Origin of the sequence: Achromobacter sp. (assembly GCF_050285585.1) — a bacterium.
GTDB lineage: Bacteria > Pseudomonadota > Gammaproteobacteria > Burkholderiales > Burkholderiaceae_B > Achromobacter.
In genome coordinates, this window is the sequence record NZ_JBLZXF010000057.1 from 1 (window position 1) to 12561 (window position 12561).

Annotated in this window: 13 protein-coding genes; 8 read left to right on the forward strand and 5 right to left on the reverse strand. The window is 67.2% G+C overall.

Going from position 1 to position 12561, the window contains the following annotated elements:
• Positions 1-345 precede the first annotated feature (345 nt).
• A complete protein-coding gene (locus tag ACN6PJ_RS29900) occupies positions 346-1098 on the reverse strand; it encodes an aspartyl/asparaginyl beta-hydroxylase domain-containing protein (RefSeq protein ID WP_427999306.1) in 753 nt (250 codons plus the stop codon).
• A 189-nt stretch (positions 1099-1287) separates the two neighbouring features.
• On the opposite strand from ACN6PJ_RS29900, the gene ACN6PJ_RS29905 reads away from it, so the two are divergent.
• Entirely contained in the window at positions 1288-2715 is a 1428-nt protein-coding gene (locus ACN6PJ_RS29905; RefSeq protein WP_427999307.1) for an NAD-dependent succinate-semialdehyde dehydrogenase, read from the forward strand.
• Positions 2716-2784: 69 nt separating this feature from the next.
• Here ACN6PJ_RS29905 and ACN6PJ_RS29910 read toward each other — a convergent pair whose 3' ends face one another.
• Positions 2785-3645 carry a helix-turn-helix domain-containing protein gene (locus ACN6PJ_RS29910; protein WP_427999308.1) on the reverse strand — a complete coding sequence of 287 codons (861 nt, stop codon included), beginning with the start codon at positions 3643-3645 and terminating at the stop codon, positions 2785-2787.
• Positions 3646-3707: 62 nt separating this feature from the next.
• Between ACN6PJ_RS29910 and ACN6PJ_RS29915 the strand changes: the two genes are divergently transcribed.
• Positions 3708-4889, forward strand: a complete 1182-nt coding sequence (locus ACN6PJ_RS29915; protein WP_427999309.1) for a trans-sulfuration enzyme family protein — start codon at positions 3708-3710, stop codon at positions 4887-4889.
• Between the two features lie 20 nt (positions 4890-4909).
• On the opposite strand, the gene ACN6PJ_RS29920 is transcribed toward ACN6PJ_RS29915, so the two are convergent.
• A complete protein-coding gene (locus ACN6PJ_RS29920; RefSeq protein WP_427999310.1) occupies positions 4910-5869 on the reverse strand; it encodes a helix-turn-helix domain-containing protein in 960 nt (319 codons plus the stop codon).
• 171 nt (positions 5870-6040) lie between these two features.
• Here ACN6PJ_RS29920 and ACN6PJ_RS29925 point away from each other — a divergent pair, with 171 nt between their 5' ends.
• Genes ACN6PJ_RS29925 through ACN6PJ_RS29950 form a run of 6 tightly spaced genes read left to right on the forward strand, consistent with a single transcriptional unit; the run spans position 6041 to position 11711 of the window.
• Positions 6041-6922, forward strand: coding sequence for an alpha/beta fold hydrolase (locus ACN6PJ_RS29925; protein ID WP_427999311.1), 882 nt, complete (start codon positions 6041-6043; stop codon positions 6920-6922).
• Entirely contained in the window at positions 6919-8091 is a 1173-nt protein-coding gene (locus ACN6PJ_RS29930; protein ID WP_427999312.1) for a substrate-binding domain-containing protein, read from the forward strand. Before ACN6PJ_RS29925 ends, ACN6PJ_RS29930 begins: the two co-directional genes overlap by 4 nt.
• A 14-nt stretch (positions 8092-8105) precedes the next feature.
• On the forward strand, positions 8106-8876 hold the full coding sequence (locus ACN6PJ_RS29935; RefSeq protein WP_427999313.1) for an ABC transporter ATP-binding protein: 771 nt from the start codon (positions 8106-8108) through the stop codon (positions 8874-8876).
• Entirely contained in the window at positions 8873-9622 is a 750-nt protein-coding gene (locus ACN6PJ_RS29940) for an ABC transporter ATP-binding protein (RefSeq protein WP_427999314.1), read from the forward strand. Before ACN6PJ_RS29935 ends, ACN6PJ_RS29940 begins: the two co-directional genes overlap by 4 nt.
• The gene (locus ACN6PJ_RS29945) at positions 9619-10629 is read left to right on the forward strand and encodes a branched-chain amino acid ABC transporter permease (RefSeq protein WP_427999315.1); all 1011 of its coding nucleotides are present in this window, start codon (positions 9619-9621) and stop codon (positions 10627-10629) included. Before ACN6PJ_RS29940 ends, ACN6PJ_RS29945 begins: the two co-directional genes overlap by 4 nt.
• 11 nt (positions 10630-10640) lie before the next feature.
• Positions 10641-11711, forward strand: a complete 1071-nt coding sequence (locus ACN6PJ_RS29950; RefSeq protein ID WP_427999316.1) for a branched-chain amino acid ABC transporter permease — start codon at positions 10641-10643, stop codon at positions 11709-11711.
• 13 nt (positions 11712-11724) lie between these two features.
• On the opposite strand, the gene ACN6PJ_RS29955 is transcribed toward ACN6PJ_RS29950, so the two are convergent.
• Positions 11725-12267: a hypothetical protein gene (locus ACN6PJ_RS29955; protein ID WP_427999317.1), complete on the reverse strand. Its 543-nt coding sequence runs from the start codon at positions 12265-12267 to the stop codon at positions 11725-11727.
• Positions 12268-12402: 135 nt separating this feature from the next.
• Positions 12403-12561, reverse strand: a 159-nt coding sequence (locus ACN6PJ_RS29960; RefSeq protein ID WP_427999318.1) for a small ribosomal subunit protein uS17, incomplete at its 5' end; no start/stop codon positions are given.

Below are 12561 nucleotides of genomic sequence, written 5' to 3' on the forward strand. Positions count from 1 at the left end.
GTTCCAACTTAACTGGAAATACGGTTTTCCCAACAAGGGAACACTGCAATTCCTGCCAGTTTTGGTCCCGTCAGGTCTGCCGCCCTGCTTTAGTGTTGGCACGCCTAGCGCTTTCGCCCTACGCCTGCAACTGGTTGGCAACGCAACGACCCTGGGTTGAAATCCTGCGGGTATTCCCCCAACACGTCGAGTCAACCTGCCATAGGCCTGGATGAACCCGATCGACAATCTGGGAAAGCTGACCATTCTAGCCTGGTTAATTTTTGAGCGCAAGCACTTTGTTGGGATAACGCACAAAACACCACGCATGCCCCCGCCAACGCGGGATTTTTCGATACGTCCCCGCTATTTCTGGCGGTAATACCCCTTCTCCCAGGCGTCGTGGTTGGCCTTGCCGCGGCGGATTTCGTCCGTGAACGGCGCGGCCATCAGCACCAGCCGGTTGAGCCACCTGACCGGCGCCCGGCAGGGCCGCTCGAAATCCACGAACAGCACGGCGCGCAGGCCGTCGGTGTCGTTGTGCACCTCGTGCGGGTAGAGGTCATCGAAGACCACGGCCTGCCCCTCCCGCCAGCGATAGCGCTCGCCCCCGACCTCGATCCAGCAGCGCTCGGCCGGCTCGGGCACGACCAGGCCCAGGTGCAGGCGGAGGACACCGTTATAGGGCCCCGTGTGGAGCGGAATCCGCTTGCCCGCCTCCAGGATGGAGAAGAATGCCGTGCGGATGCCCGGAATCCCGCCGAGCGCCCGGGCCGTGGCCGGACAGCGCGCCAGATTGCGTTCGGAACGCAGGCCATAGCCCATGAACACGAAGGTTTTCCATTGGTCGTCCGACGTGATCTGGCCCACGTCGGGCGAGATCTCGTGGAATGCGGGCAGGCGCTGACGTTCGGAGAGCAGCTCCACGAGTTCGGCGCGAATGGCAGGCGCCTGCGCTTCGAGCGCGGCCACCCAGGGAAACTGGCTGTTGTGGAAAATCGGCCGGTCCCCAACCAGCGACGCCAGGGCGATGCGATGGCGCAACCACTCTATGAAACGGAAAAAGGCTCGCGAATAGAAGCTGGGCTTGCCGGACGGACGCGCATCGACGGGTTGCACAATGAGTATCGGAAAGGCAGCCAAAGATGCACCATTTTGTCCATGCCCGGCCGCGCATGCAAGGTTTGCGCGCCAATTGGCTCCAAGAATCCCGCCGCGATTGGACCTCCCCGCCGTCCGCAAGCTGGTTTAGACTGGTGCGGGCGACAGCAATCGCTATCCACTCCTACTTCGCAAGGAAAGACAGGCATGTATGAACAGTTGGCGCTGTATATCGACGGCGAATTCGTCGCCGGAGAGGGCAGGCGCACCCAGGACGTCATCAACCCGGCCACGCTGGAAGTGCTCGGCCAGCTGCCCCACGCCACCGAAGCAGACCTGGATCGCGCGCTAGCCGCCGCCCAGCGCGCGTTCGAATCCTGGAAGAAATCTTCTCCCATGGATCGTTCCGCCATTCTGCGCAAGGTCGCCACGCTGTCGCGCGAACGCGCCAAGGAAATCGGCCGCAACATGACTCTCGACCAGGGCAAGCCGCTGGCCGAGGCCGTCGGCGAAGTCACTTCCTGCGCCGAGCACGCCGACTGGCACGCCGAGGAATGCCGCCGCATCTACGGCCGCGTGGTTCCGCCGCGCAACCCCGACGTGCGCCAGATCGTGGTGCGCGAACCCATCGGCGTCTGCGCCGCGTTCACGCCCTGGAACTTCCCCTACAACCAGGCCATCCGCAAGATCGCCGCCGCCATCGGCGCCGGTTGCACGGTCGTGCTGAAGGGCCCGGAAGACTCGCCCAGCGCCGTCATGGCCATCGCCCGCATGTTCCACGACGCCGGCCTGCCCAAGGGCTGCCTGAACATCGTCTGGGGCGAACCCGCCAAGATCTCGGATTACCTGATCCGCTCGCCAATCGTGCGCAAGGTGTCCTTCACCGGCTCCGTGCCGGTGGGCAAGCAGCTGGCCGCGCTGGCCGGCGCGCACATGAAGCGCGTCACCATGGAGCTGGGCGGCCACTCGCCGGTGCTGGTGTTCGACGACGCCGACATCGACCGCGCCGCCACCATGCTGGCCAAGTTCAAGATCCGCAACGCCGGCCAGGTGTGCGTGTCGCCCACCCGCTTCTACGTGCAGAACGGCGCCTACGAGCAGTTCCTGGCGCGCTTCTCCGAAGTGCTCAAGAACATCAAGGTCGGCGACGGCCTGGAAGACGGCACCGACATGGGTCCGCTGGCGCACGAGCGCCGCGTCCCCGCCATGAGCGCCTTCATCGACGACGCCAAGAAGCATGGCGGCAAGGTGGTGGTGGGCGGCGGCCCGCTGGACCGCAAGGGCTTCTTCTTCGCCCCCACGGTCGTGACCGACCTGCCCGACAACTCCATGCTGATGACCGAAGAACCCTTCGGCCCGGTCGCGCCGGTGGTCCGCTTCACGGATACCGATGAAGTGCTCAAGCGCGCCAACAGTCTGCCGTTCGGCCTGTCGTCCTACGTGTTCACGAACTCGCTGCAGACCGCCACCAAGGTCTCCAACGGCCTGGAAGCGGGCATGGTCAACATCAACCATTTCGGCAGCGCGCTGGCCGAGACGCCCTTCGGCGGCATCAAGGACAGCGGCATCGGCAGCGAAGGCGGCCTGGAAACGTTCGACGGTTACCTGGTGACCAAGTTCATCACCCACATCTGATCGCCGCGCCGGCCATGACGACGGGCTCCTTCGGGAGCCCGTTGTTCTTGGTGGCCCGCCGCCGGCCGCTCAGCGGCCGGCGGCGTTGCGGCGCACGTCGCGCTGGTAGGAAGCCGGCGACGCGCCGACCAGGCTTTTGAAGCGCTTCGAAAAATGGGCCTGGTCCGCGAAACCGACGCTCAACGCCACATGGGCCGGCGCCTCGCCTTTCGCAAGAAGCTGCCTGGCGCGCTCGATCCGCACCTGCAGCTGGTAGGCATGCATGGGCATCCCCACCTGGGCCCGGAACTGCCGCATCAAGTGATATGGACTGAGCGCAACCTCGCGCGCGATCGATGCGATCGACAGGGCGTCCGCATAGCGATCCTCGATCATCGCCCGCGCCCGCCCTATCTCGGGCCTGGCGGGCCTCGCCGCGCCGGCGGCCGCCACGCCGCCATGGCGCGATGCGAGCAGGCCGAGGGCGGCCAGCAGCAGGCCATCCCGCGCCAGGCGCGTCTCGCCCCCGACCAGGGCCTGGTGCGCGCGCACCATGGCCCGGAATACACCGGCGTCTTCGATCACCCCTGACTGGAATCCTACGGCCGCGGCCGCGCCGACCGCGTCCGCAAGCGTCTGGGCGGGCACATACAGCGCGCGGTAGCGCAGTTCCGCCCCCGCCGCCCGCCGGCCGGTGTGCAGGTCTCCGGGATTGACGGCCGAGACCGAATGCGGCGCGGCGAGATACGTCGTCCGCTCGCGCTGGAACTCCTTGGCGCCGCCTTCGATGAGCCCGAACATGAAAGTGTCGTGGGTATGCGGCCGGAAGCGGTGGCGCACGAACCGCGCCGCGGTCGCCATGGCGCCGCAGGCGCCTTGCTGCCACACTCGCACGCCATCGCGCAGCCCGCCGTAAAGATCGCCGGGCGCGGCGGCAGCAGGATCGGACAAGACAGCCTCATCCCCGTCACTAAGATCGTAGGACCTGAAATCACTCGACGAGGTCATAGGCGATGTCTTCCCATTCCGATCCCTGCACCCGCCTGGCCCAGGCGGCCGTCTCGCTACCGGAAAGCTCGTATCCCGTGGCGCCGCCCCTGTACCAGACGGCCAGCTTCGCCACCGACGAGGCCGGCATCTTCCTGGACATGGCCACCCGGCCCCTGCATCCGGGATTCTATACACGTTACGGCAATCCGACGACGCGCGCGTTCGAGTCCGCCGTGGCCGATCTGGAAGGCGGCGAACGCGCGCTGGCGACTGCCTCGGGCATGGGCGCCATCACGGCGGCGCTCTTCGCGTTCGCGGGCCGCGGCGACCACGTGGTGGCGCAGCGTGTGCTGTACGGCGGAACCACCGGCCTGCTGCAGAATATTGCGCCGCAGCTCGGGATCGAAGTGAGCTTCGTGGACCAGGCGGACGCGGACGGCTTCGCGGCCGCCGCGCGCCCCAATACCCGCCTCTTCATGCTGGAGAGCCCGTCCAATCCGATGCTGCGCCTGACCGATATGGCGCGGATGGCGGAGATCGCGCGGGCGCGAGGCATCACGACGCTGGTCGACAACACGATCGCCTCCCCCATCAACCAGCGCCCGCTGGCGTTCGGCATCGATCTCGTCATGCACAGCGCGACGAAGTACCTGTGCGGCCACGGCGACGTTTCCGCGGGCATTCTGGTCGGCGACGAAAAGCGGATCAAGGCCGTCTGGGAAAAGGCCTACCTGCTCGGCGCCACGCTCGACCCCTTCGCCGCCTGGCTGGTGCTGCGGGGCCTGCGCACCCTGCCCATGCGCGTCGCCCGCCAGAACGAGACGGCGCTGGCCGTGGCGCAGCATCTGGAGGCGCATGCCGCGGTCTCGGCGGTTCACTATCCGGGCCTCGACAGCCATCCGCAACGCGCCCTCGCCCGGCAGCAGATGAGCGGCCATGGCGGCGTGCTCAGTTTCGAAGTGCCGGGCGGCATGGCCCAGGCCGAGCGGGTCGTAGGCGCGCTATCGCTGGCGCACCGTTCGGCGAGCTTCGGCTCGTTCTCCACGCTGGTGGTGCATCCCGCGGCGATGTGGGCGGGCATGATGACGCCCGAGCAACTGGACGCCTCGGGGCTGCCGCCCGGGCTGATCCGCCTGGGCGTGGGCTTCGAGGCTCCCGCCGCCATCATCGAGGACCTGGACGCCGCGCTCGCCGCCGCCGGCTGACGCCGCTTTCGCCAGGCGCCCTATGTCCGCGCACGCAGCTCGCGCGCGGACATGCCGAAGCGCCGCTTGAACAGGCGGCTGAAATGCGCCGGATGCGAAAAGCCGACCTGGTAGGCCAGTTCGGCGATGCCGCGGTGCCGATGCCGGGGATCCAGCAGCAGCGCCCGGCAGCGCTCCAGCCGCTGATCGAAAATGAAGGATTCGACCGACAGCCCGCCCGCGCTCAGGATGCGGTGCAGATAAGCCACGGAAATTCCGCAGCCCTGCGCCACCCTCGCCGGAGACAGGCCCGGATCGGCCAGGTGCTGGCGGATGTACGCCAGCGCTCGCTGCCGGTGGGCGAGGGTCACGCTGCTGTCGGCCTCGGAGGCATGGCCCTGCCCGGGTTGCACCAGGAACAGCACGATGAGGTCGATCAGCCTTTCGCCCAATTCAGCGGCTTCCGCGTCGGACCAGCCGTCCAGCCCCTTGAACAGGTGGTCCATGTAGCTGGCCAGCATGGCGCCCCGGGGCGAACCGTCGCCGATGCGCAGCGTGTGGAACGCACCGATGCGCGAATCGCGCTGCGCCAGGGCGCTGCGCGGAAAGGAAATGCTCAGGCTCCGGTAGCCTTCCGTCCCCAACGCCGTGGCCTGGTACGGCAGGCTCTGGTTCATCAGGTACACGCAACCCGGTTCCAGCTGGAATTCCCTGCCCTGCTGGCGCACCGCCAGCGGGCCGGACAAGGGCAGGCCGAAGGTGTAGAACTCCTGGTCCAGCCGCGACACATTGCCCGCCGTGCGCTCCAACTTCTGGCCCTGGTAATGCAGGTCGTTGAATTGCAGGCTGCCGCGCCGGGCGTAGCGCACGCGCCCCGCGAACTGCGCGGGCTTGCCGTGGTGCACCTCGAACGGCCCGAAGGCGTCCGCCAGGGCGGCGCGCCAGCGATCATACCGGTCGGCGCCGGCGATGGCCGATGTGGCGAATTCCATGTCGGGCATGCGCGGTCTCCTGAAGTGCTCTCCTGCGGCCGGGCCAAGGCGCTCTTGACCTTGCGTCTACATTTTGTTGACCCACCCTGCCACGGAGAGCCCGGCGCATTGTGGCGGCGCCTGGCGCAAGTCTATATTCACGCCGATAAGCACACAACCTGGACAACCCGGGAGGAGACCATGGCCCACGCGCACGCGTCGGCGCCCGCTTCGCGCTATCTGCGCTGCGAGGACCGCGAGCTGCACTACACCGAATGGGGCGATCCCGGCGCGCCCGCCCTCGTCATGTGGCATGGCCTGGCGCGCACCGGGCGCGACTTCGACGAACTGGCGCGGGCGCTGGCCGGCGACTACCGCATCATCTGCCCCGACACCATCGGCCGCGGCCTGTCGCAATGGAGTCCGGACCCCGTTGCCGAGTACCGGCTCGATTTCTATGCGCGCCTGGCGCGCGCCCTGGCCGACGGCCTATCGCTTCCCCGGCTGCGCTGGGTCGGCACGTCCATGGGCGGCGCCACCGGCATGCACGCGGCGGCAACCACCCTGCGCGGCCGCATCTCGCACCTGGTGGTCAACGACATCGGCCCAGAACTGCCGCAACCCGCCATCGACCGCATCCTGGCCTACGCCGACAACCCGCCCGCCTTCGACACGATGACGGAACTGGAGGACTGGCTGCGCGCCGCGTACAAGCCCTACGGCTGGCAGAGCGACGAGCAGTGGCGGCGCATGGCCGAAACCTCGATGCGCAGGCTGCCGGACGGCCGCGTTACCGCGCACTACGATCCCGCCATCGTCGGCCAGTTCAGCCATCACCCGCGCGACTACGACCGCTGGGACGGTTATGACTCGCTGCGCCTGCCGGTGCTGCTGCTGCGCGGCGCCGAATCGGACCTGCTGCTGCCGGCGGTGGCGCACGCCATGACCCAGCGCGGCCCGCGCGCCACCCGCATCGACTTCGCCGGCTGCGGCCACGCCCCCGCGCTCAACGTGGCGCCGCAGATCGACGCCATCCGCCGCTTTCTCGCCACGCCGGACGCGCCGGCACAGGAGACCCCATGAAACGCACCCTGCTCGCCGCGCTTGCCGGCCTTTGCCTGACCTCCGCCGCGATGGCGAAGGATTTCGTGGTGGCCCACGTCTACGACAAGACGGGTCCGCTGGAAGCCTACGCCAAGCAGACCCAGAACGGCCTGATGCTCGGCCTGGAGTATGCGACGCAAGGCACCATGACGGTCGCCGGCCGCAAGATCCGCGTCATCGAAAAGGACAACCAGGGCAAGCCCGACGTAGCCCGCGCACAGCTCGCCTCGGCCTACGCCGACGACAACGCCGACATCGCCGTGGGCCCGACCTCCTCCGGCGTCGCGCTGGCCATGCTGCCGATAGCCGAAGAGTACGAGAAGATCCTGCTGGTCGAGCCGGCCGTGGCGGATTCGATCACCGGCGACAAGTGGAACCGCTACATCTTCCGCACCGGCCGCAATTCCTCGCAGGACGCCATCGCCAACGCGGTGGCCTTCGACCAGGCCGGCACGTCCATCGCCATGCTGGCGCAGGACTACGCGTTCGGCCGGGACGGCGTGAAAGCGTTCAAGGGCGCGCTAAAGCATGCCAAGATCGTGCATGAGGAATACCTGCCCGCCAACGCGACCGACTTCACCGCCGGCGCGCAGCGCCTGTTCGATGCGCTGAAGGACAAGCCGGGCCGCAAGATCATCTTCATTCTCTGGGCCGGCGCAGGCAATCCGTTCAAGATCGCCGACCTGGATCCCAAGCGCTTTGGCATCGAGATCGCCACCGGCGGCAACACGCTGGCGGTCATGACGCCGCTGAAATCGCTGGCCGGCATGGAAGGCGCCACCTATTACTACTACGGCATTCCCAAGAACCCGGTGAACGACTGGCTGGTAGCGGAACACCAGAAGCGCTACGGACAGCCGCCGGACTTTTTCACCGCGGGCGGCATGTCCGCCGGCATCGCGATCGCGGCCGCGCTTGCAAAGACCGCGGGCAACGCCGATACCGACACGCTGATCAAAGCCATGGAAGGGATGAGCTTCGAAACGCCCAAGGGCAAGATGACGTTCCGGCCCGAGGATCACCAGGCCATGCAGTCCATGTACCACTTCCGCATCAAGAACGATCCCTCGGTGCCGTGGGCCGTGCAGGACCTGGTCAAAGAAATCACGCCGGACCAGATGTCGGTGCCGATCCAGAACAAACGCTGAGACCGCGGCCGTCCATGCTGGAGACCCAATCGCTCACCATCCGTTTCGGCGGGCACGTGGCCGTCAACGACGTCAGCTGCACCTATGCGCCTGGCACGCTGACAGCCATCGTCGGCCCGAACGGCGCGGGCAAGACCACCTACTTCAATCTCATCTCGGGCCAGCTGCGCGCCAGTTCGGGAACGGTGCGCCTGAACGGTCGCGACCTCACCGCGCTGGGCGCCGCGGCCCGGATGCACGCCGGCCTGGGCCGCGCGTTCCAGTTGACGCAGCTGTTCCCGCGCCTGAGCGTGCACGAGAACGTGCGGCTGGCCCTGCAGTCCCGCCAGCAAGGCATGAGCTGGCGCCAGATCCGGTTCTGGCGCACCTGGGATGACGACCGAAGCCTGATCGAGCGCGCCGACATGCTGCTCGAACGCGCCCGCCTGGCCCCGCGGCGCGACCAGTCCGCCGCCGACCTGCCCCATGGCGACCAGCGCAAGCTGGAAATCGCCATGCTGGTCGCGCTGGATCCGCAGGTGTTCATGTTCGACGAACCCACGGCCGGCATGAGCGTGGACGACGTGCCCGTGGTGCTGGAGCTGATCCGGGAGATCAAGAACGATCCCTCGAAAACGATCCTGCTCGTGGAACACAAGATGGACGTGGTGCGCGAACTGGCCGACCGCATCGTGGTGCTGCACAACGGCCAGCTGATGGCCGACGGCGAACCCGCCGCGGTCATCGCCTCGCCCATCGTGCAGCAGGCCTACCTGGGCATCAGCCCGGCGGAGAAACCGGCATGACGCGCCCCTTGCTGGAACTGAAGAACGTGCATACGCACATCGGCGCGTATCACATCCTGCATGGCGTGGACCTCGGCGTGCCGACCGCTGCCGTGACCATGCTGCTGGGCCGCAACGGCGCGGGCAAGACCACCACGCTGCGCACGATCATGGGGCTGTGGCGCGCCTCGCAGGGCCAGGTGAGCTTCGACGGCACGCCCGTGGGCGGCCCCGGCACGCGCGCGTCACCGCCGGATATGGCGCGCATGGGCATGGCCTACGTGCCCGAGAACATGGGCATCTTCGCCGACCTCTCCGTCAAGGAGAACATCCTGCTCGCGGCGCGCCAGGCCCGCAACGCCGCGCAGCTGGACACCGCCCGCCTGGAATGGATCTTCGGCTTCTTCCCCGCGCTGAAGAAATTCTGGCTGCATCCCGCCGGCAAGCTGTCTGGCGGGCAGAAGCAGATGCTGGCGGTGGCCCGCGCCATCATCGAGCCGCGCCGCCTGCTGCTGGTGGACGAACCCAGCAAGGGCCTCGCGCCCGCCATCGTGCAGAACATGATTGACGCCTTCATCGAACTGAAGCAGGCCTCCACCACCATCCTGCTGGTCGAACAGAACTTCAATTTCGCCCGCCTCGTGGGCGACCACGTCGCCGTAATGGACAACGGCCGCGTCGTGCATGCCGGCAGCATGGCGCAGCTGGCCGCGGACGACGAACTGCAGACACGCCTACTGGGCCTGTCGCTGGGAAGCCACCAATGAGCATGCTAGAACTCGATACCCCGCTGCCGCGCGTGCGCGCGGACCTGCGCCCCGCCCTGCTGGTGCTGGCCCTGGCCGCGATCGCGCTGCCGCTGGTGGGGTCCCCGTCCACCTGGCTTACCCTGACGCTGGCCGGCCTGGCCATGGGCATGATCATCTTCATCGTGGCTTCGGGCATGACGCTGGTTTTCGGGCTGATGGACGTGTTGAACTTCGGGCACGGGCTGTTCATCGCCATCGGCGCCTACATGGCCGCCACGGTGCTGGGCTCCATGGCCGACTGGACGCAGTCCGGCAGCCTGTGGGTGAACCTGGCCGCCGTGCTGCCGGCCATGATCGTCGGCATGCTGGTGGCGGGCGCCGTGGGCCTGGCGTTCGAGCGCGTCATCGTGCGGCCGGTCTACGGGCAGCATCTCAAGCAGATCCTCATCACCATGGGCGGCATGATCATCGGGGAGGAGATCATCAAGATGCTGTGGGGGCCCCAGACGATCTCGCTGCCGCTGCCGGAGGCGATGCGGGGCGCAATCCTCCTGGGCGACGCCGCGATCGAAAAGTTCCGGATCATCGCGCTGGTGGCGGGGTTGCTCGTGCTGGGAGGCATGCTGTGGCTGCTCAACCGCACCAAGCTGGGCCTGCTCATACGGGCGGGGGTGGAAGACCGGGAAATGGTGGAAAGCCTGGGCTACCGCATCCGGCACCTCTTCGTGGGCGTCTTCGTCGCTGGCTCGATGCTGGCGGGGCTCGGCGGCGTGCTCTGGGGCATGTACCAGCAATCGGTCGTCCCTCAGCTGGGCGCGCAGGTGAACGTGCTGATCTTCATCGTCATCATGATCGGCGGCCTGGGTTCGACCGTGGGCTGCCTGATCGGCGCGCTGCTCGTCGGACTGATGGCCAATTACACCGGCTTCCTGCTGCCCAAGGCAGCCCTATTCTCGAACATCGCGCTGATGGTCGCCATCCTGCTGTGGCGTCCGCAGGGCGTGTATCCGGTCACGAACCGCTAGGACCCGCCGACATGTCCGTACGCCTGCTTTCCGGCGATCCCCCCCGCAGCGCCGTGCTGGCGATTCTGCTGATCGCGATCCTGGCCGCGCTGGCCGCCGCGCCCTTCCTCTTTCCCGGTCCGAAGTCGCTGGCCGTGGCGGCGAAGGTCCTCGTCTTCGTCATCCTCGTGGCCAGCTATGACCTGTTGCTGGGCTATACCGGTATCGTGAGTTTCGCGCACACGATGTTCTTCGGCATCGGCGCCTATGGCGTGGCGATCGCCAGCGTGCGCATGGAGGCCGGTTGGCTGGCGGTGCTGACGGGCACGGCCGCGGGCCTGGCGGTGTCGCTGGTGTTCGCGCTCGTCATCGGCCTGGCCAGCCTGCGCGTGCGCGCCATTTTTTACGCCATGATCACGCTAGCCGTCGCCGCGGCGTTCCAGACGCTGGTCTCCCAGCTGTCCGAGCTGACGGGCGGCGAGGACGGACTGAACTTCAAGGTGCCGCAGGCGCTGCGCCCCGCCTTCCGGCCCCTGTCCGAACCGCTGTTCGGCGTGACGATCGATGGCCGCATCATTACCTACTACCTGATTGCCGCGGTCTGCGTGGCGTTGTTCCTGATGCTGCTTCGCATCGTCAATTCGCCCTTCGGCCGCGTGCTGCAGGCGATCCGCGAGAACCCGTTCCGCGCCGAGGCCATCGGCTACCGCACGGTTCTGTACCGCAGCCTGTCTAACCTGCTGGCGGCGGCCTTCGCCACGCTGGCGGGCGCGTTGTACGCGCTCTGGCTGCGCTACAACGGCCCGGACACGTCGCTGTCGTTCGAGATCATGCTCAACATCCTGCTGATGGTGGTGATCGGCGGCATGGGCACCATGTACGGCGCGGCGATCGGCGCCAGCCTGTTCGTGTTCGCGCAGAGCTACCTGCAGGATGGCCTGCACGTGCTCCACGGCGCCGTCGGAAACGTGGCGCCGCTGGCGCTGCTGTTCGAACCGGACCGCTGGCTGCTCTGGCTGGGCATCCTGTTCGTGTTGTCGGTGTATTACTTTCCCACCGGCGTGGCCGGGCGGTTGCGGGAACTTGCAGCGCGACCGAAATGAGGTAGCGCCTTGCTCAGCGCGGCCCCTGCCTCAACGCTTCCCCGCCGCGCCGCAACGCGTTGACCCGTCTTTGCATCTGGTCCACGCCGCGTTGCGCCTCGCCGCCATCCAACTGTGAGCCGGAAGGCGTGGGAGCGAGGGGCGCCATGTTCATCGGCCTGCCGGCATTCAACGGAATCATTGCCGGTGGATATGGGTCCGCGGCCGCCGGCTTCTGCGTCAACAGGCGCTCCAGGACGTGCAATTGCTCCTGCTGCGCCTGCAGCGCGCGCTCGTTATCCAGCACGGCCTGCTCGTTTTCGTCCTGCGTGCCGAAGATGGCGGCATGATCACGCGACAGGCCGTCCAGGCGCACGCGCGGCTCCGGCCCCGCATTCAATACGTTGCGGCCGATGGCGGCAGGATCGTTGCCGGGCGCCACCGCGCCCGGCGGGCGGGCTTGCCCACCCGGGGTGGTCACGGCCGCCGGCACTGCCGGTCCGCCTTGCGCCGGATCCGCCGATTGCGCGCTCGCGCCGGCTGCCGACACCCCGGCAGCGATCAACCATCCGAGCAAGAACGCTTCCCTGAAACCGCGCATGATGTCCTTGGGTTCCCAACCCGAAACGAAGCCGCAAGACAAAAAAAAACGGCAAGGGCCTGAACCCTTGCCGTTTTACATCAGAACGGCGAACCGTTCCGAAACCTGCACTTAGATGATACGTGCGGCTTCGACCAGACGCACCACGCGCCACGACTTCGAGCGCGAGATGGGACGGCCTTCAGCGATTTCGACCGTATCGCCTTCGTTGTACTGGTTCGATTCATCGTGCGCCTTGTACTTCGCGGAACGCATGATGATCTTGCCGAA